Consider the following 22,834-nt stretch of genomic DNA (forward strand, 5'->3'; position numbering starts at 1 on the left):
ACATGCAGGACTACACCGACTACACCACCGGCGACCCCGTCGCCGACACCACAGCCCCCGAAGGACCGGTCGCCGAGCGCTGGAACCGCCGCCGCTTCGAGGCGAAACTCGTCAACCCCGCCAACCGCCGCAAGCACACCGTCATCGTCGTCGGTACGGGCCTGGCGGGCGGCGCCGCCGGTGCCACCCTCGCCGAACAGGGCTACCACGTCGTCCAGTTCTGCTACCAGGACTCCCCGCGCCGCGCCCACTCCATCGCCGCGCAGGGCGGCATCAACGCCGCCAAGAACTACCGCAACGACGGCGACTCCATCCAGCGGCTCTTCTACGACACGGTCAAGGGCGGCGACTTCCGCGCCCGAGAGTCCAACGTCCACCGGCTCGCCGAGGTCTCCGTCGAGATCATCGACCAGTGCGTCGCCCAGGGCGTGCCCTTCGCCCGTGAGTACGGCGGCCTCCTCGACACCCGCTCCTTCGGCGGCGTCCAGGTCTCCCGTACCTTCTACGCGCGCGGCCAGACAGGACAGCAACTGCTCCTCGGCGCCTACCAGGCACTCTCCCGGCAGATCGCCGCCGGGGCCGTCGAGATGCACCCCCGTACCGAGATGCTCGACCTGATCGTCGTGGAAGGACGGGCGCGCGGCATCGTCGCCCGCGACCTGATCACCGGCAAGGTCTCCTCCTACTTCGCCGACGCCGTCGTCCTCGCCACCGGCGGCTACGGCAACGTCTTCCACCTCTCCACCAACGCCAAGAACAGCAACGCCACCGCCGCCTGGCGCGCCCACCGGCGGGGCGCGTACTTCGCCAACCCCTGCTTCACCCAGATCCACCCCACCTGCATCCCGCGCTCCGGCGAGCACCAGTCCAAGCTGACGCTGATGAGCGAGTCCCTGCGCAACGACGGCCGCATCTGGGTCCCCCAGGCGCACGGCGACACCCGGCCGCCCGGCCAGATCCCCGAGGACGAGCGCGACTACTACCTGGAGCGGATCTACCCCGCCTTCGGCAACCTCGTCCCGCGCGACATCGCCTCCCGCGCCGCGAAGAACGTCTGCGACGAGGGCCGCGGGGTCGGCCCCGGCGGCCAGGGCGTCTACCTCGACTTCGCCGACGCCATCGCCCGGCTCGGCCGCAAGGCCGTCGAGGAGAAGTACGGCAACCTCTTCGAGATGTACGAGCGGATCACCGCCGAGGACCCGTACCAGGTCCCGATGCGGATCTACCCGGCCATCCACTACACGATGGGCGGACTCTGGGTCGACTACGACCTCCAGACCACCCTGCCGGGCCTGTTCGCGATCGGCGAGGCCAACTTCTCGGACCACGGGGCCAACCGGCTCGGCGCGTCCGCGCTGATGCAGGGCCTCGCCGACGGCTACTTCGTCCTGCCGGCCACCGTCAACGACTACCTGGGCCGCAACCCGCACCTCGACCCGGTCGACGACTCCCACCCGGTGGCCGTCGAGGCCGTCGCCGACACCGAGGACCGGCTGCGGCTGCTCCTGGCCGTCGACGGCGACCGTACCCCCGACTCCTTCCACAAGGAGATCGGCGAACTGCTCTGGGACCACTGCGGAATGGCCCGTACGGAAGAGGGCCTGCGCAAGGCGCTCGGCCGCATCCCTCAGATACGTGAGGAGTTCTGGCGCCGCATCAAGGTGCCGGGATCCGGCGAGGAGTTCAACCAGTCGCTGGAGAAGGCCAACCGGATCGTCGACTACCTCGAACTCGCCGAGCTGATGTGCCTCGACGCCCTGCACCGCGCGGAGTCCTGCGGCGGGCACTTCCGCGAGGAGTCGCAGACGGAGGGCGGCGAGGCGGAGCGCCGCGACGAGGAGTTCTCGTACGCGGCGGCCTGGGAGTTCACCGGGACCGGCGCCGCGCCCGTCCTGCACAAGGAAGACCTCGTCTTCGAGTACGTCCACCCCACCCAGCGGAGCTACGCATGAGGCTCACCCTGCGCGTCTGGCGCCAGCACGACGCCGACGCCCCCGGCGCCATGGTCACCTACGAGATCGACAAGATCTCCGAGGACATGTCGTTCCTGGAGATGCTCGACACCCTCAACGAGGAGCTGATCCTCAAGGGCGACGAGCCGGTCGCCTTCGACCACGACTGCCGTGAGGGCATCTGCGGCGCCTGCGGGGTCGTCATCAACGGCGACGCCCACGGCCCGGAGCGCACCACGACCTGCCAGCTGCACATGCGGCACTTCGACGACGGCGACACCATCGACGTCGAGCCGTGGCGGGCCGGCGCCTTCCCGGTGGTCAAGGACCTGGTGGTGGACCGCTCGGCGTTCGACCGCATCATCGGCGCGGGCGGCTACATCACCGCCCCCACCGGATCCGCCCCCGACGCCCACGCCACCCCCGTCCCCAAGCCCGACGCCGACTTCGCCTTCGAACACGCGGAGTGCATCGGCTGCGGGGCGTGTGTGGCGGCCTGCCCCAACGGCTCGGCGATGCTCTTCACCTCCGCCAAGATCAACCACCTCAACGTCCTGCCCCAGGGCGCCCCGGAACGCGAGACCCGGGTCCTGGACATGGTGGCGACGATGGACGAGGAGGGCTTCGGCGGCTGCACCCTGGCCGGCGAGTGCGCCACGGCCTGCCCGAAAGGCATCCCCCTGCCGTCGATCACGGCGATGAACAAGGAATGGCTGCGGGCGACGAGGAAGGTCGCGCGCTAACCGGGCGTGTCCACGACGTTGTCGGACGACCCGCCGCCCGGCCTCCTCGGGGCGAGGACGTCCCGTACCGACGTGTGACGCAGGTAGTCCAGCGCGCTGTGCGGCCACAGCGGTGCGATGCTGATGTCGGGCTGTTCCTCCACGCCGGAGAACAGCTTGGCCAGCGCGCCCTTGGGCACGGCCACGAAGTCCCCGGTGTCGGCGATGTTGACCCAGCGCCCGACGTTGGCGGGCCTGGCCCCGAGACCGCGCAGAGGTGCGGGGTCGAGCCGGTGGAAGATCGCGTGGGGGAGCGCGAGCGGGGATCCCAGGGTGAGCAGGAGCTCGACCTCCACCTCGTCCGCCAGGTCGTGCAGGGCTTCGTACGCGACGACGCTGCCGAGCGAGTGGGCGACGACGAGCTGCGGCCGGTGCCGCAGGAGAGCGGCCCTGACCCGCTCCCGCACACCGTCACGTCCGGCCGCGAAGTAGCGCGTGACCTCGGGGAAGAACAGGCGGACGGACTTCTCCACCACGGCAGGGCGCTCGCCCGTGCGTTGGGCGATCCGCCCGCAGACCCACCGGAGCCACCCCGTCGCACGGCCCTGGACTCCGTCGGGCTCGATACCCCAGACACGGGCCCAGGCGGCGACCAGGTCGAGGTCGTCGTCCGTCAGCTCTCCGCTCTGCTTGTGGCCGCGCAACAGGTCGGCGTAGTAGGCGTGTTCCAGATCGAGCCCGGCGGCGGTGGGGCCGAGGGCCGCCAGCCATTCGGCCCTGAGGCGTGCCGCTCCCGCGCGGGGAGTGGTGTCCGCGGCGCGGTAGTTGCGTACGCCGTGGAAGGCGAGGACGCGGGTCATGGGGCACCCTCTCCGGGGCGTGAGCAGTCGTAGACGGCGATCGCTCCACGGGTGGAGACGAAGAGCTTGTCGGAGCCGGTGAAATGGAAGCGGCCGGGCCGCGCGGGCAGCGGGATATGTCCTGTCGCGCGCAGGGTTTGGGTGTCCCACACTCTGATCAGGGCGGGTCCGCCGTGCGGATACACCGTGGCAGAGACGAGGACCGCGAGCAGTCTCCCGTCGGGAGAGAAGGAAGTGAGCGGTCCTGACTTCGGAACTCCTTGCGCTGGAGAGACCTCCACGATGGTGGTGCGGGACGGGAATCCGATGCGGGCGAGCAGGAGCGTTTGGTCGGTACTGACCAGGACGAGCAGATCATTGTTGGGGGAGATCTCCAGTAGCCGCTCCACGGTGTGCCTGCCCAAGGCCACTTCGGACAGCGCTCCACCTGTGGCGGGGTCGTACAGGCGTAGTGTTCTGCCCTCGTCCTCGGCTGCCACCAACACACGCCCATCGGCGGAACAGCGGACCATGTGGGCCGGGAACTGGGCCAGGGGTGCGATCTCGGAGGATTCGACAACTCTGTTCCACAGACGGATGTCACCGTTTCCGTCCCCTGTCAGCAGCAACAGGGGCGGGGTGCCGTGGAAGGCGGCCCCCCGAATGAGATTGGTGTGCCCCCGCAGATGACCGATGATGTCTGCCGAGGTCACATCGATGAGATACACCGTTTGTTTGCAGCCGGCGGCAAGAAGAGCTCCGTCAGGGGAGAACGCGAGCGCACCCGCGATGGATTCCTCATCGAGCTGCGTGCCCCGCACGATCTCGCCACTCGTGGGCGACCGCAGCGTCAGTTCTCCGTCGGAGTCGAGTACGGCCAGGAGCGTACCGTCGGGTGAGTAGGCGACCGCAATGGTCCAGTCCGTAGTGAACTGGTTCGATTGCCGCCAGTTGTCCGCGCTGTTCCACAGCCTCAGGCCTCCGTGGCCACAAGTAGCCAGGTGAAGGCCATCGGGGCTGAACGCCACACCGGTGAGATCCTCGTCGTGCTCCAGCCGTGCCACTCGGACGGGCGGGCTGCTGGTCATGTCCCAGACAGACGCACTGTGGTCTTCGCTTCCCGCGGCGAGCAACGATCCGTCCGGCGAGAAGGCCAACGACACGACGCGGTCGGAGTGGTACGGCCATGGGGAGTCGATCAAGCATTGCTTTTCTACGTCCCACAAATGGATCAGACGGCCTTCGCTTCCCGTATTGAGGGCGAGCCTCCTGCCGTCCGGCGAGAAGGCCACGGCGGACACCCAGTTGTCCGCGGCCGCGAAGGGGCGGACGGTGAGTTGCCATGTCTGCGTTTCCCGGACCTGCACCCCCGTGTGGGTCGCTGCCGCCAGCAGCGTCCCGTCGGGTGAGAAAGCAAGGTCGTGCACCATACGGCCGTCGGACATCACGAGCCGGGCGCTGGTGTCGAGGTGTCCTCCCTTGGCCCACAGTGCGGGATGGCCGGCACTTTGTTGGTGGTTCGAGAGAACAAACGCGACGGCGGCGAATTCGTCGTGCAGTCCCTCAAGGTTCAGCCGCAGCGCGTCGTACGCCAGCACCGAGGCCCGGTTCGCCGCATCGGTGAACCGTCCGTGCGCGGCCCATGAGGTGCCGAGCAGATTGACATAGTCCGAGGCACGTGTGGACGTGGTCAGATCGAAGGCCCGCAGATCGCGGCGGGTGTCGAACCGGACGAGAAAGTACGGGTCGGTGAGCAGCCGCTCCGCGTGGTCCGGCGAATTCGCCTCGATGACATGTTCCAAGGCATGGCGCAGCACGTATGGTTCGGCCGTCGCCCAGGAATCGGGCCTGGCGGGGTTCGTCGTGTACGGCTCGGTGATCGCGGCGAGCAGTTCCTTCTCCAGAACCAGTCCATGGGACGGGTCGACCGGTTCCAGTCCGGTATGCGGATGGTCCCGGAGGCGGTCCGTCAGCCCTTGGTGGAACAAGCGGTAGAGCGCTACATCGCTGACGGGGTCCCGTCCGGTACGCAGGTAGGGCGAAGCCTCCCTCAAAGTCCGGACGAAGTCGTCGTCCGTGAAGTCGGCCTCCGGCCAGTTCGGTGCCTCCCGGAACAGCGCCACGCACCGTCGCAGAACAGTCAACGGCATCCCGTCCCCCTTCGACCGCGCCAGCGCGGCGAGGACCGGCCGGAGGAGCGGCAGGCTGGACTGACGAGCCGTCAGTACCGCTTCGAGGATGGTGGGGAGATCCCCGGCCGCGCGAGACGCGTGCGCCCACGCCGCATTCTCGTCCTGCGGAGGATTGGTCAGGGTCACCAGATAGTGGACGAGCATGCCCGCCAACAGGAACGGACCCCAGGAACCGCCAGGACGGCCGTCCCGGACGATCTGCCGCGACGCCACGCTCGCCATCAGATCGACGTAGTCCGACGACGCCGTACCTGGCCCGTATCGCCTGTCGGACCGGAGCAACGCCGTGATGTAGGACCGGATGTCGTGCTCGACGACGGCCGGGTCGGCGGTGTCCAGGTCGAGCCAGGTGACCCGGGACGGTGCAGCAACCTCCCCGGCCAGGTCCGAGACGACGGTCCGCCGGCTTCCGGCCAGGACCCGGCAGGGCTGCCACGAGGGCTCGTCCTTCTCGGGAGGTGCGGTCAATACCTCGATCAGCTTGACCACGGCATCCGGCTCCGCGCTCTCGTCCACCGCGTCGATGACGATCAGACGCCGCTTCTCCTCCGCGAAAAGAGCCTCGCGGAGACTGTGGGCCGTCCACCGGAAGTCGGCGAGACCGCTGTCGCTCCCCTCTGCTTCCCGCCCCTCCTCGGGCTCGGGCGGGGTCAGTCCCCCTTGGCCCACGACCATGTCGATCACCTGCCGCTCGGTACGCTGCCGCGCGTGGAGCGAGATGATGTCGGGGATCTCGGGCAGATCGTGGTCGGCGGCCTCCCACAAGCCCCTGAACCGCAGACGCAGGTGGGGATGCGCGGCACAGACCAAAACACCCAGCAGCCCCGACTTCCCGGAACCCGCCGCGCCCGTGACGATCAGCAGGGGAGTGTCCCCGTCGAGCCACCGGCGGTACTCCGCCAGAGGGCCGGCCTGCCCCGAGAAGAAGCCCGTGGTCGGTGAGGCGGAGACCAGGCCCCGGCCCGACGCGCGGTCGGTGAAGTACACGGCGTCGCTGATCTCCGCGCCGGTGGCGACCTGGGTGCCGAAGTCCTGTCCCGGTACGTACCAGAAGGATTCGCGGCGGCGTTCGATCTCCTGCTGGGAGAGTTCCACCGCTTTCGGGTTGGGCAGGAACGGCCAGTCGCCGTCGCCCTGTTCGACGCTGAAGCCGAAAGAGATCCGCCAGTCGCTGTCGGCCTTGACCACACCGGCCACCTGGCCGACGAACTGTGAGAAGTCGATCGCGCGCGATTCGAGGGCGAAGTCGGTGTCCGCCAGCCGGTGCAGAGCGGTCGCGACCCAGCCGCTGAACCGGCCGCGCTCCGTCGGGGAACCGCTGACCGTGGCACCCAGGGACCAGACGGCCCGCTCGTCGCCGAGATCGGTGAGCGACTGCCGCCCGGTGGCGGTGCCCGCGTCGCACGTGTCCACGAGGAAGACCACCCGCTTCCCGTCGCCCTGGCGGTCGGCCTCGCGCTGGGCCCGGCCGATCCACCGGTCCACATCGACCTCGTGCGTGTCCCGGCCGATGAAGGAGAGCCGTCCGCTCCGGTCCTTGATGCCATGTCCGATGAGATGGATGACGATGACGTCCGAGGACGGTCGTTTGGTGAGGAGCCAGGACCGCAGGAGGGTCTCGATCTCCTCCTCGGAGGGATCGGTCACGCACTCAACCTGTGCGCCGAACCGTTCGAAGGCCCCGGCCACTTCCGTCATACGCTCGGGGACGAAGCTCAGCTCCTCCCACTCCGAGCCGTCCTCGAACGTCCCTACACCGATCGACAGCACAGCGACGCCGGGCGTGTCCTGAACTTTCGCTGCGTTGAGCAACGCGGCCCCCGAAATGGTCAGTTGACGCAGCGCCGTTGGGTGACCGGCGCGGTCCGCCAACCTACCCGATCGTGGGGACCTCCAAGGCGCGTGCGGGCTCAAGCCGGTCGCCTCAGCCCGAGAGCCCCAGGAGCACTGCCAGCCTTCGGTACGAGTCCAGTTGGGCATCCAGGTCGTACGTGCTCGTGGTGACGAGGAACTCGTCCGCCTCGCTGCGGGCCAGGAGCTTCTCCAGGGACTCGGCCACGTCGTCCGCCGTGCCGTAAAGGTGGCCCCGGCGGGACTCCTCGAACAGGGTGCGTTCGCGTTCGGTCATCGGTGTGGCGAGGACGGTCTCCACCGGGAGGAGCGGCGGGAACTCGCCGTGGGTACGGGACCAGGCGGCGGACCAGGCCTCGGGGAGCAGCAGCCGCCGGGCCTCCTCGGTGGTGGCCGCCACCGCGACCGTGCCGGACAGCATCACGTACGGCCGCTCGCTCCACGCGGAAGGGCGGAAGTCGCGCCGGTAGTCCGCGACCGCGCGCAGCATCGCGTCCTCGCCCCGTACGGCCGCGATGACCAGCGGCAGCCCGGCCCGCGCCGCCACCGCCGCGCCCTTCCCGGTGGCCAGGACGAAGGGCGGCGGGCGCAGGCCCTCGGCGGGCTGGGCGTGGACGCGGGGGCGGGTGTCCGGTGTGCCGGAGAAGTAGCCGAGCAGCTCCTCGATCTGGGCGGGGAAGTCCTCGGCGTCCTGCTTGTCCCGGCCCAGGGCCCTCCGTACCCCGTCGGTGAACCCCACCGACCTGCCGAGCCCCATGTCGATACGGCCGGGGAAGAGGGACTCCAGGACGCCGAACTGCTCGGCCACGACGAGGGGCCGGTGGTTCGGCAGCATCACCCCGCCGGTCCCCACCCGGACGGTCGACGTCGCGGCGGCGACGGCCGCCGCGAGGACCGTCGGCGCGGAACCGGCGACACCGGGCACCCCGTGGTGCTCGGAGGCCCAGAAGCGGTGGTAGCCCAGCGCCTCGGTCTCCCGGGCGAACCGGACGGTGTCCCGCAGCGCCCGCGGGCCGTCCCTGCCCTCCCTCGTACGGGAGCGGTCCAGCACGGAGAACGGAATGCCCGGCGAGATGGTCACGTATGGTTCAACACCCTCTCCGGCTGGGGATTCCCCGGGCGGATTGCCTAGGCTGACGGTGTGACGAAGGCTGACGGTGTGACGACCAAGAAGACAGACGCGGCCCGGCGGCCGGTGGCCGTGTTCGATCTGGACGGGACCCTCGCGGAGACGGGCCACCGCCAGCACTTCCTGGAGCGCGCGCCCAAGGACTGGAACGGCTTCTTCGGCGCGGCGGGCCGGGACACCCCGCTCGCCGAAGGGGTACGGCGGGCCGTGGCAGCCGCCGAGGAGTGCGACCTCCTCTATCTGACCGGCCGTCCCGAACGCTGCCGCCGGGACACCCTCGCCTGGCTGGCGGCGCACGGCCTGCCCGAGGGGCCGGTGCGCATGCGCCGTGACGCGGACCGGCGCCCCGCCCGTACGACCAAGCTGGAGGTCCTGCGCGAAGTCTCCCGGCAGCGCGAGGTCCGCGTGCTCGTCGATGACGACGAGCTGGTCTGCGCCGCCGCCGAACGGGCGGGCTTCCGGGTCGTACGGGCGGACTGGGCCAGTACGTCACAGGCCCTCAAGGACGGTCAGGAGCGCGAGGGGCGCACCTGAGGCCTGAGGGCTTGAGGGCCTGAGACGAAGGCTGAGCCGGGGGCCTGAGGCGAAGGCTGAGCCCTGGCGGTCAGGCGCCGTCGTCCGCCGAGTCGAGGCGGAACCCGACCTTGAGACCGACCTGGAAGTGCTCGATCACGCCGTCCTCGATATGACCCCTGACCTCCGTCATCTCGAACCAGTCCAGACCGTGCAGCGTCGTGGACGCACGGCTGATGGCGTTGCGGATGGCGTCGTCGATGCCCTCGTGGGAGGTGCCGACGATCTCGGTGACCCGGTAGGTGTGGTTCGACATGGAGCGGTCTCCTCTGCACGCGTCGCGGATGTCGCGGGTGTGGTTCCACGGTGCCCCAGTGCACGGCGCTCCGCGAGACCAGAACCCCCGCGTACCCGCTTCCCGGATCACCACTCAGAAGACGTGCACCGGGATCTCGGCGGGCGCGGCCAGCAGGTCCGCGATCTCGTCGTCCAGCCGGACCAGGGTCAGTGAGGCGCCCGCCATGTCGAGCGACGTGCAGTACTCGCCCACATAGCTGCGCCGGATCCCGACCCCGCGTTCGACCAGCTGCTTGTGGGCCTGCCCGTACACCAGGTACAGCTCACCGAGCGGCGTGCCGCCGAGGCCGTTGACCATCAGCGCCACGTCGTCGCCGGACACGTACGGCAGATCCTCCACCACCGCGGTCAGCAGCTCCCCGACCAGTTCGTCCGCCGACTGGAGCTTCTCCCGCCGCCTGCCCGGCTCACCGTGGATGCCGACGCCCATCTCGATCTCGTCGTCGGGCAGGTCGAACAGCGGCGACCCCTTGGCGGGCGGGGTGCAGGCGGTCAGCGCCAAGCCCATCGTCCGGGTCACGGCGTTGACCTTCTCGCCGATCCGGTACACCTCGTCCAGGTCGGCGCCCCGCTCGGCCGCCGCCCCGCACGCCTTCATGACGAAGAAGTTGCCGGCCACCCCACGGCGTCCGACGGTGTACGTCGAGTCCTGTACGGACACGTCGTCGTCGATGAACAGCGTGCGCACGGTCACCCCGTCGGCGTCCGACAGCTCCTCCGCCATCTCGAAGGCCATCCGGTCGCCCGTGTAGTTGTTGACCAGCAACAGCACGCCCTTGGGGGACGCGACCCGCTTCACCGTCTCGTACACGTAGTCGGTCGGCGGCGCGGAGAACACGTCACCCGGACAGGCCGCGTCGAGCATGCCGGGACCCACGCTCATCACGTGGGCCGGTTCGTGCCCGGAGCCCGAGCCCTGGACGAGGGACACCTTGTCCGCCCGGGGCGCGTCCGCGCGCATGATCAGGTTGTACTCGGGGACGTACCGGAGGGTGTCGGGATTGGCCAGGGCCAGGCCCTCCAGCATCTCCGGAACGTAGTTCTTCGGGTCGTTCACGAACTTCTTCATCAGCCGGCTCTCCTCGATCGGTTCGGGTTGTGCCGTCACGTCCCAGGACGCGACGGACGCGTCACACGCGGGCCGCCCACTCGTCGGCGACACGTTCCGCCATGACCGCGACGGCCATGGCCCCCGCGTCCGGGGAGCCGATGCTGCGCTCCCCGGTGTAGCTCGGCCGTCCCCGCATGGCCTGCATGGGGGTGGTCGCCTCGGCGGCCGTGCGGGCGCTCTCCGCGACGACCCCGGCGAGGTCGGCGCCGTTCCCGCCGCCGCCCAGCGCCTTCTCCAGCGCGTCGGTCATCGGGATCAGGGCGTCCAGCAGGGTCTTGTCGCCGAGATCGGACCTGCCCCGCTTCTTGATGCCCTCGGCGGCGGCCCGCAGCATCGCCACGGCGTCCTCGCCGGACAGCGCGGTCAGCTCCGACCGGTCGGAGACCGCGCCGGCCGCCCGGAGGAAGGCGGTGCCCCACAAGGGGCCCGACGTCCCGCCGACCCGTTTGGAGATCACCAGGGCGATCTTCTTGAGGAAGTCCGAGGGGGAGTCGCGGTCGAACGAGTCCCAGTCGGCGAGGACGATCTCGAAGCCCCGGGCGAGTGAGTAGCCCAGATCCCCGTCGCCGACGACGGCGTCGAGATCGGAGAACGCGCGTTCGTTCTCGACGGCCGTCCTGGCGATCGTCCGGACGACAAATTCGAGGTCACTGGTGGTTGCGGTGGACATGTCTCTCCTCACCTGGCCTGACATCAGTGCGCGCCGGGCACGGCGGCGAGCAGGAATTCGAGAGCGGCGAGCCGTACGTAAGGGTCGGGCCCGGCGCCGAACGGGTCGCTCAGCACCTCGGAGACGGTCCCCGCCGGATCGGGGCCCTGGCCCGCCGGGTCCCCGAGCGAGGACACGACCAGCAGGGCTCCCGTGAAGTCCTCCTCCGCGGTGTACGCGCTGGTCGTGACCGCGCAGCCCAGCCCCGCGTCCCGCGCCGCGAGCAGCCCGTTGTGACTGTCCTCGATGACGAGGGCCCGGGTGGTGTCGAGCCCGAGCCGGGCCACGGCGAGGTCGTAGATGTCGGGAGCGGGTTTCTTGCGGGGGACGACGTCCCCGGCGAACACACTGAACCGCGTGGCCAGTTCGGGGCCGACGGCCAGGTTGAGCACACCGCGCACGGACCGTTCCGCCGAGGTCGAGGCGACAGCCAGCGTCCACCCCGCCGCGTCGGCCTCCGCCGCGATCCGCCGTACTCCCGGGCGGGGCGGGATCGCGCCGCCCGCGATGATGTCCAGGTAGAGCTCGGTCTTGCGCCGGTGCCACCGGCCGACCTCCTCGTCGAGCAGGCGCGGGTCGGCGGGCAGGCCGGCCTCGGCGACGAAGGCGGGGGTCAGCAGTGTCTTCATCCGCTCCTTGCCCCCGCCGACCTTCACCTTCTCCGCGTAGTCGCTGTCGCTCCAGCGCACGGGGAGGCCGAACTCCTCGAAGGTCCGGTTGAACGCGGGCAGATGTCCGTAGCGCTCGGTGTCCGCGAGGACGCCGTCACAGTCGAAGACGAGGGCGGGCACGGCACTCACCTCGCCCGGCCGGCGCTGCCGAACACCGTCATCAGCGAGCCGGCCAGGTCGATGACGTCCTGCCGTACCGACCGGAACAACGACGGCGGATCCCACTTCTGTTTTTCCTCGGCCGATCGCAGGACGGCGAGAGACGATTTCATGAAGGTCTCCTTGAGCGCGGTCGAGATGTTGACCTTCGCGCATCCCCGGCCGATGAGATCGCGGAACTGCTCGTCCGACATACCGCTGCCGCCGTGGAGCGCGATGGGAATCGAGCGGGCGGCGACCAGGTCGGAGACCCGCCGGAAATCAAGGACCGGCGTTTTCCGGTACGACCCGTGGGCATTCCCGATCGCGGGGGCGAAGACGTCGACATGGGTGGTGTCGAGGAATTCCAGCGCGACGGCGAGATCCTGCTGCGCGGCGGCACTGTCGCTGCCGATCCCGTCCTCGACGCCCGTGATGGACTCGATCTCCCCCTCGACGTGCGCGCCGTGCCGCCTGGCCTCGGCGACGACCTCGACCGTCTGCCGCATGTTCTCCTCGACCGGGAGGTGCGAGGCGTCGAACAGGACCGAATTCCAGCCCCGGTCCAGGCATTCGGTGATGACCGCGCGCTCCGGGCAGTGGTCCAGATGCAGGGTGACGGGCACCTCGATACCGGCCGTCATGGACGTCCACATCGTGTACAGGACGTCACTGCCGATCGATTTCACCGTCTTCACGGACGTCTGTACGATCAGGGGCGAGGATTTCTCCACCGCCGCGGCGAGCACCGCTTCCAGGGTGAGGTCGTTGAACACATTGATGGCCGGTACGCCGTAACGTTCCTTGAAGGCGCCGGACAGGATGTCGGTCAGCGGGACGACGGACACGTGAACTCCCGGGATCGGTTTTCCCCCGATATTCCCTGATGTTCCCCTGAGTGTTATTTCCCCCGCGATTCCCTCTGTTATCCGACGTTAGCCGCGAAAAGACGCGGGGGCGGCCGGGAATCCCCCCATCTCCGGGTAGGGAATCCCCCCACTCCCGGCCTCCGCGCCGGCCGTTCTCAGCTGCCGTCGGAGGCCGCGCGGTGCGCCAGCGCCGTACGGTTCGGCGCCCCGGTCTTCCGCAGGACGGCCCCGACGTGCTTCTCGACCGTCTTCACCGAGATGCCGAGCGCGGTGGCGATCCGCTTGTCCGGCAGCCCGCGCTCCACGAGCGCCCGCACCTCCCGCTCCCGGCCGGTGAGGGGATCCGGTGCGGCGTGGTCACGGTCGGTGATGCTCTGCAGGACACGCTGGCTGAGCAGGACGTCACCGTGGGCGGCGGCCAGCACCGCCCGGACCAGTCCCGCCCCGTCCAGGTCCGAGCCCACACATCCGCGCGCACCGGCCCGCACGGCTTCCGGGAGCAGGGGGTCGCCGAGGTCGTCGGTCATCACCAGCACCGCCGTGGCGGGCCTGGCGGAGCGTACGTACGACGTCAGCCGGGCACCGTCGAGTCCCGGCATCCGCAGGTCGAGCAGGACGACGTCCGGTTCGAGGGCCTGTACCGCGTCGACCACCTCACGGGCGTCGGCGATCTCGCCCACCACCTGGATCTCGGGCCCCGCCCGGTCCAGCAGCCGCACCAGGCCGGCCCGTACGACGGGCCGCCGGTCGACCACCAGCACCCGCCACGGGGTCATCACCCCCGCGGGACGGTCCTCGTCCGCCGGGGTACGGGGGATCCTGGCCCGGATCCTGGTTCCCCAGCCCGGTGTGGACTCGATGCGGAGGTCGGCGCCGAGCTGGTCGGCCCGCGCCACGATGCCGCTCAGCCCGAGCCCGCTCCGCCGCACCTCCGTGTCCCCCGGGTCGAACCCCCGCCCGTCGTCCTCCACCACCACGGCGACGTCGTCCGCGCCGTACATCACCCCCACCCGGATCAGGGCGGCTCCGGCGTGGGTGACGGCGTTGGTCAGCGCCTCCTGCACCAGGCGCAGGGCGTGCGCGGCCACCTCGGGGGACAGCGGCGGGCGCTCGCCGGTGACCACCAGATCCGTACGGACACCGGCGGTGGAGCGGACCCAGCCCAGCTCGACGGCGACGGCCTCGTCCAGCGGATGGTCCTCCAGCAGGGAGGGGCCGAGGCCGAGCACGGTCCTGCGGGTCTCCACCAGCGCGGCCCTGGCGGCGGCCCGCGCGGCCGCCAGCCGCGCCGGCTGGTCGGGGGAGGCGGGCCCGTCCATGTGCAGCAGGATCGACCCGAGCGCGCGGGCCACCGTGTCGTGCACGTCCCGGGCCACCCGCTCCCGCTCGGCGCCGACGGCGAGGCGGCGGGCCCGCTCCTCGGACCTGTGGTGCAGCCGCGCGTTGGCCAGCGCGATCGCCGCGTGCTTGGCGAAGACGTCGAGCAGGTCCACGTCCTCCTTGCCGAAGCGCGTCACGGGATCCGTGCTGAAGACGACGCACACCCCGATGATCTCGCCCTGCCACACGATGGGCACCCCGACCGTGGCGTGCAGGCGGTCGCGGTCCCCGGCGCCGACATGGCCGCCGGGGACGTCGCCGTACCGGTCGAAGAGCCGGGGCCCCCGGCGCGCGACCACCGCGCCCGTGACGCCCTCTCCGAGCGGGAAGACCGCGCCCTCCTGGCAGGCCACACCCAGGTCGGCTTCCTTGCGGTAGGTGCCCGCCTTCTCGTCGACCGTGCTGATCGACCCGGCGTCGGCGCCCAGCAGGCTCACGGCGCGGCTCAGGATGCGGTGCAGGAGCGGTTGCAGGGCGAACCGCCCCGCCAGGTCCTCGACAGCCCCGCTCAGGGCGTCGACCTGGGCGTTCGGCCCGGCCCGGCCGCCCGTCGGGGGGCCGGTGTCACCCATGGGCCCGGTGAGAGCTCGCCATACGTATCAGCGTATCTCCGGGCGGCCCAGGGCGCGGCTCCACGCCGATGTCCGCCCAGGTCAGGGCGGGAAACGGGCGGGGTACGGGGTCGGAACGGGCGGCCAAGGACGGGGCGTTCGCCCCTGTTTCGTCCCAAGGACGGGACTTGACCGCACCTTTGGTACATACCAAAATCCCAAACACCCGTGCGAGTGATGATCGCTCGCTCCCCCCACGTCGGGCTCCTCTCCGTGCGCTCACGCCAGAAGGTGACCTACGTGAAAAACCGATGTCTCGTCAGCTCCGTCGCGCTTGTGTCCTGCGCGGCGCTCGGAGGCTGCGGATTGATGCCCGGCGGCAGTGGCTCGACCACGGTCACCGTGTGGCTGATGAAGGACAGCGTCACCGACGAGTTCCTCGACCGCTTTGTCAGCGCGTACGAGAAGGAGCACTCGTCCATCGAACTGGACGTCAAGATCCAGGAGTGGACCGGGATCGGGGACAAGGTGCTGGCCGCGCTCGACAGCGACGACGCCCCCGACGTCATCGAGGTCGGCAACACGCAGGTCGCCCAGTACGCGGAGAGCGGCAACCTCCGCGACCTCACCCTGGAGGCGGTACGGGACCTCGGCAGCGAGGAGTGGCTGCCCGGTCTCGCCCAGCCGGGCAGCATCAACGGCGCCCAGTTCGGGATCCCCTGGTACGCGGCCAACCGCATCGTGATCTACAACAAGGAACTGTTCGCGCTCGCGGGCATCGACAAGCCCCCCAAGACCCGCGACCAGTGGATCGAGGACACCGGGGAGCTGAACGCCGGCGGCACCCAGGGCATCTACCTCGCCGGCCAGGACTGGTACACCCTCGCCGGGTTCATCTGGGACGAGGGCGGCGAACTCGCCGTCGCGAGCGGCGGCGACTGGACGGGCACCGTCGACACCCCGGCCGCGCTCCGGGGCATGGCCTTCTACAAGGAACTCCAGTCGCTGGGCAACGGGCCGAAGAACTCCGACGAGGCCAAGCCGCCGCAGGCGGACGTCTTCGCCAAGGGCGACGTCGCACAGATCATCTCCACGCCCAGTTCGGCGCGGCTCATCGAGGAGCAGAACCCTGATCTCAAGGGAAAGATCGGCTACTTCCCCATCCCGGGCAAGACCGCCGGCGCGCCCGGCGCCGTCTTCACCGGGGGCTCCGACCTGATCGTCTCCAAGAACTCCCACCACCACTCGGCCGCCGCCGACGTGGTGAAGGCACTGGCCAGTCCGCAGTGGCAGACGGACCTGGCGCGGACCATGAGTTACGTGCCGAACAAGACAACCCTCGCCGGGGTCATCCGGGGCGACGCCAGTACGGCGGCGATGGCGGCGGGCGCCGCGCAGGGCCGGGCCACGCCCAACTCGCCGCAGTGGGCGAACGTCGAGGCCAAGAACCCGATCAAGCCCTACATGACGGCCGTCCTCGAAGGACAGGACCCCAAGACGGCGGCGAAGGCGGCCTCGGAGGGCATCACCCGGGCGCTCAACTCCGACTGAGGAGACGGCGGCCGGGCAGGAGGCCGGCGGGGGACTGGCGGGGGACAGGCGGGGGACCGGCGGAAGATCCGGCGCGGGGACTCCCGGCATTCAGCCGTCCCACATCCCCACTCCGCCGTGTGGTCATGTCAAATCCAGCCGGTCACGGAAGAAACAAGGTGCCGGGCCGTCGCGCGAGCGGCGGACCCCGGCACCTGCCTTCCCTACCGGCACAGGAGACTTCCATGTCCGCCGTCGTCCCCGCCCCGCTCACGCTCACCCTCCCCTCCCCGCGTGCCCCTCACCTCGCCCCTCACCTCGTCCCGGCCCCCGCTCAGGCCCCCGCCGCCACCCCCGATTCCGCTCCCGCCCCGCGCTACGTCGTCACCCTCGCCCGCGACCAGCACGACGTACGGGCCGCGCAGCGCCTGCGCCACCTCGTCTTCGCCGGTGAGCTGGGCGCCCGGCTCGACGGGCCCGAGCCCGGCCTGGACGGCGACGCCTTCGACGCGTACTGCGACCACCTCCTCGTACGGGAGGAGACCACCGGCGAGGTCGTCGGCACCTACCGGCTGCTGCCGCCCGACCGCGCCAGGGCCGCCGGACGCCTCTACTCCGACAGCGAGTTCGACCTCGGGCGCCTCGGCCCCATCCGCGACGACCTGGTCGAGGTCGGCCGCTCCTGCGTCCACCCGCAACACCGCACCGGCGCCGTCATCGGCCTGATCTGGGCCGGACTCGCCCGCTACATGACGGGCAGCGGTCACAACTGGCTCGCCGGCTGCTGCTCCGTACCCCTCGCCGACGGGGGCGCGCTGGCCGCCTCGACCTGGTCCACGGTCAAGGAGAGGCACCTCGCGCCCGAGGAGTACCGGGTCACCCCCCACCGCCTCTGGACCCCGGACAGCACCGCCGCGGCCACGTCCCGCGCCGACCTTCCCCCGCTGCTCCGCGGCTATCTGCGACTCGGCGCCTGGGTGTGCGGCGAGCCCGCGCACGACCCGGAGTTCGGCGTCGCCGACCTCTACGTCCTGCTGTCGATGCGCCGCACCAACCCCCGGTACCTGAAGCACTTCCTCTCCCTCGCCCCCGCGGCATGAGCGTCTGGCTGCCCACCGCACCCTGCACCCCGCGTGAGTGCGGCGCCCACCACGGCCCGGTGGCCGCCGCCACGGTGGCGGGCGTCCGGGTGGTGGCGGGCCTCCTCCTCATCCTCGCCGGCGCCCTGCTCTCGACCCCGGTGGCGCTGCTCGGCGCCGGGGCGCGGGACCGGCTCACCCGGGTCTGGACCCGCAACATCCTGCGCGTCTTCGGCCTGCGGATCCGGGTCGTGGGCGCGCCGCTCCCGCCGCGCGGGGCCGGCGTCCTGGTCGTGTCCAATCACATCTCCTGGCTGGACATCCCCCTCCTGGCCGCGCTCTTCCCCGGCCGGGTCCTGGCCAAGAGCGAGATACGGCAGTGGCCCGTGCTCGGCGGGATGGCCGCCCGCGGCGGCACCCTCTTCGTCGAGCGGGAGCGGCTGCGGGCCCTGCCCGAGACCGTACGGACCCTCGCCACCGCCCTGGCCGAGGGCTCCCGCGTCGTCGTCTTCCCCGAGGGCTGTACGTGGTGCGGGCGCGACCAGGGGCGGTTCACCCGGGCCGTCTTCCAGTCCGCGCTCGACGCGGGCGCGCCGGTGAGGCCCGTACGGATCACCTACCGCACCCCGTCCGGGACGCCGTCCGGCGCCCCGGCGTTTGTCGGCGACGACACGCTGCCCGCCTCGCTGTGGCGGGTCGCGCGGGCCGGCGGGCTCACGGCGGAGATCACGGTCCTGCCGCTGATCCCCGCCGGTCGCCACGCCGACCGGCGCTCACTCGCGCTGGCGGCTCAGCGGGCCGTCGCCGGTGACGCGACTGCCCGCAACACGACTGCCGGTGACACGCCTCAGAGAGCCGTCGCCAGCGACAGCGCGAACCGTCCCTCACTGTCGGTCCACCACTGCGTCAGCTCCATCCCCGCCGCGCTCAGCTCCGCCCGGACACCCTCCTGACGGAACTTCGCCGACACCTCCGTACGTACCTCCTCACCGGCGTCGATGTGCACGACCAGATCCAGCTCGGGGATCTTCACCGTGAGATCACGGCGGGCCCGCAGCCGCATCTCGATCCACTCGTGTTCCTTGTCCCACAGCGCGACATGCTCGAAGTCGGCGGGGTCGAAGTCCGCGCCGAGCTCGCGGTTCATCACCGACAGGACGTTCTTGTTGAAAGCGGCTGTCACCCCCGACGCGTCGTCGTAGGCCCTGACCAGCACGGACTCGTCCTTCACCAGGTCCGTGCCGAGCAGCAGCGCGTCACCGGGCTCCAGCAGCGAACGGACCGACGCCAGGAAGGCGGCACGCTCGGCGGGCAGCAGATTGCCGACCGTGCCGCCGAGGAACACGACCAGCCGCGGACCCGGCGTGCCGGGCAGCGCGAGACCGGCGGTGAAGTCGGCGATCAGCGCGTGCACCCACAGCTCCGGCCGCGCGGCCAGCAGGCTCTCGGCCGCGCCGGTCAGCGCGCTCTCACTCACGTCGACCGGCACGTAGTGCAGCGGGTCCGGCAGCTCGTCGAGCAGATGCCGGGTCTTCACGGAGGACCCGGACCCCAGCTCGATCACGGTGCGGGCGCCGGTCACCTCCGCGATCTCCGCCGAGCGGTCGACCAGGATCTCCCGCTCGGCCCGGGTCGGGTAGTACTCGGGGAGCCGGGTGATCTCCTCGAACAGGTCACTGCCCTTGGCGTCGTAGAACCACTTCGGTGGCAACACCTTGGGCGTACGGGTCAGCCCCTGGAGCACATCGGCACGCAGAGCGGCGTCGGTGGCGTCCTCGGGCAGGGTGCGGGTCAGCAGGAACGGGCTCACGGGAGTGGCTCCTTGAGGGGGGTGAGCGACACGTCGGCGCGAGTGGCCACGACCAGGGTGCGGTCGGGCACCTCGCGCCAGCGCGGATCGTCGTCGTACGGCTCCGAGGCCACCACCACGCGGTGGCCCGGTTCGGCCAAGAACCAGAGCGAGTCCCCCCAGGCCGTCGCGGCGATGCGGTCGCCGTCCGTCACCAGCAGGTTCAGCCGGGACGCCGGAGCGGCCGCCGCCACGTCGAGGACGGTGTCGGCCAGGGCCTGGCCGATCTCGTCCCCGGTCCGCAGGCGGTGCAGGAGCAGGGCCCACACCAGTGCGGAGTCGGTGTGTGCCGGGAGTGAGAGCAGCTCCTCGGCGGGCAGTGTGCCGGCCACGCCCGCCAGGGTGGCGGGCCACCCCCCGACCGCGCCGTTGTGACTGAACAGCCAGCGGTCCGCGGCGAACGGCGCCGCGGCCGCCTCGCCGTCCGCGCCGGGCAGGGTGGCGTCCCGGACGGCCGCGAGCAGCGCGCCGGTCCTCACCACCCGCGCCAGATCGGTCAGACCGAGGTCCGACCAGATGGGCCCGGCACGCCGGTAGCGCGCCGGGAGCGGGTCGCCCTCGGCGTACCAACCCACCCCGAAACCATCGGCGTTGACTGTCCCGTTGCGCTGCCGGCGCGGCGCCCACGACTGCCGGTACAGCGCATGGGACGGCGCGATCAGCAGCTCGCCGAGCGCCACCGGGGCTCCCAGATAGGCGAGATGACGGCACATCAGACGTCCCTGGCCGTACGGAATCCCGAGAAGATCTGCCGGCGGACCGGCAGGTCCCAGTTGCGGAACGTACCCCGGCAGGCCACCGCGTCCACGGCGAACGAACCGCCGCGCAGCACCTTGTGCTCACTGCCGAAGAACACTTCGGAGTACTCGCGGTACGGGAACGGGACAAAGCCCGGGTACGGCAGGAAGTCGCTCGACGTCCACTCCCACACGTCCCCGATCAGCTGCTGGACACCCAGCGGGGACGCGCCCTTCGGGTAGCTGCCCACGGGGGCGGGCTGGAGGTGGCGCTGGCCGAGGTTGGCGTGCTCGGGGGTGGGTTCGCCGTCGCCCCACGGGTAGCGCAGGGTCCGCCCGGTCGCCGGGTCGTGCCGGGCCGCCTTCTCCCACTCCTCCTCACTGGGCAGCCGCCGCCCCGCCCAGCGGGCGTACGCGTCGGCCTCGTACCAGCTCACGTGCAGCACCGGCTCGTCGGTGGGAACGGCCTCCACCACACCGAAGCGGCGGCGCAGCCACTGGCCGCCCTCCTGCCGCCAGAACAGCGGCGCCGTGATCCCGTGCTGCTGGATCTGCGCCCAGCCCTCGGGAGCCCACCAGCGCTCCTGGGAGTAGCCGCCGTCCTCGATGAAGTGGAGGTACGCGCCGTTCGTCACCGGCACCGTGTCGATGAAGAACGCGGGCACCAGGCGCTGGTGCGCGGGCCGTTCGTTGTCGAGGGCCCAGGGTTCGGCGGTGGTGCCCATCGTGAACCGGCCCGCCGGCACCAGGACCTCGGAGGGCAGGCCCGTGGTGTCCCCGGCGGGCGGCCGGGGAGCGGTCAGCGCGGCCGGGCCCCGGCGCAGCTGGTGGGTGATGAGCATGGTCTCGTCGTGCTGCTGCTCGTGCTGCGCGATCATCCCGAAGGCGAAGCCCGCGTCGAGCAGCGGGGCGCCGTGCAGCGGGGTGCGCTCGATGACGTCGATGACACGATCGCGGACGTCTGCCGCGTACGCGCGCGCCTCCGCGGGCGCGAGCAGGGGCAGGGTGGGCCGTTCGGAGCGCGGGTGCTCGAAGGCGTCGTAGATGGAGTCGATGTCGGGGCGTATCGCGTCCCGGCCGCCGACGGTACGCAGCAGCCACTGCTCCTCCTGGTTGCCTATGTGGGCGAGATCCCACACCAGGGGCGACATCAGGGGCGAGTGCTGCGCGGTGAGGTCGTTGTCCTCCACGGAAGAGGTCAGCAGGGTCGTACGGTCCCGGGCCCTCGTCAGTGTGTCGACGGCGCGGCGCCGCAGCTCTTCGGAGGAGGTGTCGACGGTCATGTGAGGAGTTCCTTCCCGGTGACGGGTGCGCGCAGATCGTCGGCGGGACAGCGGCCCGGCAGGACGTAGCGGTCGTTGAACGCGGCGACGGCCGCCTGCACGGCCGGTGTGGCACCGACGCGCGGAAGTGCTTCGAGAGCGGTCGCGAAACAGGAGATCGCGGCCATGTGGAGTTCGGGGTCGGCCAGGCCGTACCGCGCGGCGTTGACCCACAGGAGATTGCCGGGCGCCGGCAGCGCGCCCGCCGTCTCGGCGAGTGACTTGACCGTGCGGTAGACGGTCTCCGCGGCCTCCGGGTCGTCGAACAGCGCGGTGGTCACCGCGAGCGGCACGATCCAGCCGTCCTCGCCGGGCTGCGCGTCGATCATCCGCAGCTCCAGGTGACCGCGCGGCCGCGCGGGCGGGAACAGGGTGCTCAGGTGGTAGTCGAGGTCCGCCCGGACCGGCGGACGCGGCAGCCCCGACCGGATCCACTCACGGAACGTGAGCCCGTCCGGGACGTGCCAGGGCCCCTCGGACGCGCGGACACACATCACGGGCGCGTCCAGGGCGTGCGCGGCCCAGGCCGCGCGCGGTTCGCGGCCGGTGACCGGCGCGGTGGTACGGGCCGGGTCGAGACTCATCCACATCGCCTGCCGGGTGGAGCGCCAGCCGGTCTCGCGCCCCTCCCGCATGGGCGAGTGGGCGAACGCGGCCACCAGCACCGCGCCCAGCAGGTGGGCGAGCTGCCAGCGGCGCCCGTACCCGAGCGGTCCCGGCTCCTCCTGGCCCGCGTCCAGGCACACCTGGACGGAGGCCGTGGTCCGCATCATCGCCCGCCCGGCCGTGCCGATGCGGTCGAGATACGTCTCCATGGCGTCGTACCGCGGCTCGCGCAGGAACCTGTCCGGTGTGCTCCAGGGGTCCTGTCCGTATCCGGCGAGGGCCAGTCCCGCCCTCCGGAGCACGGGGCGTACGGCGTCGAGGTCCGCGGACGCGGAGGTGACGCACTCCATCAGAGAGGAGGCGGGCTGCGAGCTGAGTTCCAGCTGGCCGCCGGGTTCGAAGGTCAGTGCCGACTCCAGAGGCAGCTCCCGCAGGCTCCGGAAGGCCGCTTCGAGGCGGCCGGTGGGCACAGGTCGTTCAGGGTCACGCAGGTCGTGGACGAGCCATTCGAGCTCCACCCCCACCTTCCGGGGCGGGCCCGTCTTGAAGCAGATACCGCGCAACAGGTCTTCGGCCTCTGTCTCGCCGAGGGTTTGCCCGTCGTCGGTCGAACAGTCGGATGGCATGGTCGGATCCTCCTGTCGAAGATCTTGACCGGACTCCGCCCCGGGTTCGGGGCGAAGCACTCCGGTCCAACCTAAAGCCACTCCCGCCGCTTCGCACAAGA

Annotated in this window: 19 protein-coding genes; 6 read left to right on the forward strand and 13 right to left on the reverse strand. The window is 70.9% G+C overall.

Annotation, left to right across the window (positions count from 1 at the left end):
• The first annotated feature begins 2 nt into the window (after window positions 1-2).
• Together ACIO1C_RS01700 and ACIO1C_RS01705 are read left to right on the forward strand one after the other, a co-directional pair.
• Entirely contained in the window at window positions 3-1,952 is a 1,950-nt protein-coding gene (locus ACIO1C_RS01700; protein WP_401858010.1) for a fumarate reductase/succinate dehydrogenase flavoprotein subunit, read from the forward strand.
• The gene (locus ACIO1C_RS01705; protein ID WP_401857174.1) at window positions 1,949-2,695 is read left to right on the forward strand and encodes a succinate dehydrogenase/fumarate reductase iron-sulfur subunit; all 747 of its coding nucleotides are present in this window, start codon (window positions 1,949-1,951) and stop codon (window positions 2,693-2,695) included. The genes ACIO1C_RS01700 and ACIO1C_RS01705 overlap by 4 nt, the downstream gene beginning before the upstream one ends.
• Here ACIO1C_RS01705 and ACIO1C_RS01710 read toward each other — a convergent pair.
• The 3 genes from ACIO1C_RS01710 to ACIO1C_RS01720 are packed head-to-tail and all read right to left on the reverse strand — an operon-like array spanning window position 2,692 to window position 8,637.
• Entirely contained in the window at window positions 2,692-3,534 is an 843-nt protein-coding gene (locus ACIO1C_RS01710) for a serine peptidase (protein WP_401857175.1), read from the reverse strand. The genes ACIO1C_RS01705 and ACIO1C_RS01710 overlap by 4 nt on opposite strands.
• Window positions 3,531-7,685 (reverse strand): caspase family protein, encoded by a 4,155-nt coding sequence (locus ACIO1C_RS01715; protein ID WP_401857177.1) that lies wholly within the window; start codon window positions 7,683-7,685, stop codon window positions 3,531-3,533. The genes ACIO1C_RS01710 and ACIO1C_RS01715 overlap by 4 nt, the downstream gene beginning before the upstream one ends.
• Window positions 7,630-8,637: an LLM class flavin-dependent oxidoreductase gene (locus tag ACIO1C_RS01720; protein ID WP_401857179.1), complete on the reverse strand. Its 1,008-nt coding sequence runs from the start codon at window positions 8,635-8,637 to the stop codon at window positions 7,630-7,632. Before ACIO1C_RS01720 ends, ACIO1C_RS01715 begins: the two co-directional genes overlap by 56 nt.
• 60 nt (window positions 8,638-8,697) lie before the next feature.
• Between ACIO1C_RS01720 and ACIO1C_RS01725 the strand changes: the two genes are divergently transcribed.
• A complete protein-coding gene (locus ACIO1C_RS01725; protein ID WP_401857181.1) occupies window positions 8,698-9,219 on the forward strand; it encodes a hypothetical protein in 522 nt (173 codons plus the stop codon).
• A 70-nt stretch (window positions 9,220-9,289) separates the two neighbouring features.
• On the opposite strand, the gene ACIO1C_RS01730 is transcribed toward ACIO1C_RS01725, so the two are convergent.
• The 6 genes from ACIO1C_RS01730 to ACIO1C_RS01755 all read right to left on the reverse strand — a co-directional run bounded on the left by ACIO1C_RS01730 (window position 9,290) and on the right by ACIO1C_RS01755 (window position 15,005).
• Window positions 9,290-9,514: a dodecin gene (locus ACIO1C_RS01730; RefSeq protein ID WP_401857182.1), complete on the reverse strand. Its 225-nt coding sequence runs from the start codon at window positions 9,512-9,514 to the stop codon at window positions 9,290-9,292.
• Between the two features lie 114 nt (window positions 9,515-9,628).
• Window positions 9,629-10,663, reverse strand: coding sequence for a dihydroxyacetone kinase subunit DhaK (dhaK, locus tag ACIO1C_RS01735; protein WP_401857184.1), 1,035 nt, complete (start codon window positions 10,661-10,663; stop codon window positions 9,629-9,631).
• A 22-nt stretch (window positions 10,664-10,685) separates the two neighbouring features.
• Complete coding sequence (dhaL, locus tag ACIO1C_RS01740) at window positions 10,686-11,336, reverse strand: dihydroxyacetone kinase subunit DhaL (protein ID WP_401857185.1); 651 nt, start codon at window positions 11,334-11,336, stop codon at window positions 10,686-10,688.
• Between the two features lie 23 nt (window positions 11,337-11,359).
• Entirely contained in the window at window positions 11,360-12,166 is an 807-nt protein-coding gene (locus tag ACIO1C_RS01745; RefSeq protein WP_401857187.1) for an HAD-IA family hydrolase, read from the reverse strand.
• Window positions 12,167-12,171: 5 nt separating this feature from the next.
• Window positions 12,172-13,032, reverse strand: a complete 861-nt coding sequence (locus ACIO1C_RS01750) for a ketose-bisphosphate aldolase (protein WP_401857189.1) — start codon at window positions 13,030-13,032, stop codon at window positions 12,172-12,174.
• Window positions 13,033-13,208: 176 nt separating this feature from the next.
• On the reverse strand, window positions 13,209-15,005 hold the full coding sequence (locus ACIO1C_RS01755) for a response regulator (RefSeq protein ID WP_401857191.1): 1,797 nt from the start codon (window positions 15,003-15,005) through the stop codon (window positions 13,209-13,211).
• A 279-nt stretch (window positions 15,006-15,284) separates the two neighbouring features.
• Here ACIO1C_RS01755 and ACIO1C_RS01760 point away from each other — a divergent pair, with 279 nt between their 5' ends.
• The 3 genes from ACIO1C_RS01760 to ACIO1C_RS01770 all read left to right on the forward strand — a co-directional run bounded on the left by ACIO1C_RS01760 (window position 15,285) and on the right by ACIO1C_RS01770 (window position 18,546).
• Complete coding sequence (locus ACIO1C_RS01760) at window positions 15,285-16,535, forward strand: extracellular solute-binding protein (RefSeq protein WP_401857192.1); 1,251 nt, start codon at window positions 15,285-15,287, stop codon at window positions 16,533-16,535.
• 224 nt (window positions 16,536-16,759) lie between these two features.
• Window positions 16,760-17,614 (forward strand): GNAT family N-acetyltransferase, encoded by an 855-nt coding sequence (locus ACIO1C_RS01765; protein ID WP_401857194.1) that lies wholly within the window; start codon window positions 16,760-16,762, stop codon window positions 17,612-17,614.
• A complete protein-coding gene (locus ACIO1C_RS01770) occupies window positions 17,611-18,546 on the forward strand; it encodes a lysophospholipid acyltransferase family protein (RefSeq protein ID WP_401857195.1) in 936 nt (311 codons plus the stop codon). The genes ACIO1C_RS01765 and ACIO1C_RS01770 overlap by 4 nt, the downstream gene beginning before the upstream one ends.
• Here the strand turns inward: ACIO1C_RS01770 and egtD are convergent.
• The 4 genes from egtD to egtA are packed head-to-tail and all read right to left on the reverse strand — an operon-like array spanning window position 18,441 to window position 22,733.
• Entirely contained in the window at window positions 18,441-19,403 is a 963-nt protein-coding gene (gene egtD, locus ACIO1C_RS01775) for an L-histidine N(alpha)-methyltransferase (RefSeq protein WP_401857197.1), read from the reverse strand. The genes ACIO1C_RS01770 and egtD overlap by 106 nt on opposite strands.
• Window positions 19,400-20,155: an ergothioneine biosynthesis protein EgtC gene (gene egtC, locus ACIO1C_RS01780; protein WP_401857198.1), complete on the reverse strand. Its 756-nt coding sequence runs from the start codon at window positions 20,153-20,155 to the stop codon at window positions 19,400-19,402. The genes egtD and egtC overlap by 4 nt, the downstream gene beginning before the upstream one ends.
• Entirely contained in the window at window positions 20,155-21,462 is a 1,308-nt protein-coding gene (egtB, locus tag ACIO1C_RS01785; protein ID WP_401857200.1) for an ergothioneine biosynthesis protein EgtB, read from the reverse strand. The genes egtC and egtB overlap by 1 nt, the downstream gene beginning before the upstream one ends.
• Window positions 21,459-22,733 carry an ergothioneine biosynthesis glutamate--cysteine ligase EgtA gene (gene egtA / locus ACIO1C_RS01790; RefSeq protein ID WP_401857202.1) on the reverse strand — a complete coding sequence of 425 codons (1,275 nt, stop codon included), beginning with the start codon at window positions 22,731-22,733 and terminating at the stop codon, window positions 21,459-21,461. The genes egtB and egtA overlap by 4 nt, the downstream gene beginning before the upstream one ends.
• Between the last annotated feature and the right edge of the window lie 101 nt (window positions 22,734-22,834).

Origin of the sequence: Streptomyces sp. NPDC087420, from assembly GCF_044744165.1 — a bacterium.
Lineage (GTDB): Bacteria > Actinomycetota > Actinomycetes > Streptomycetales > Streptomycetaceae > Streptomyces.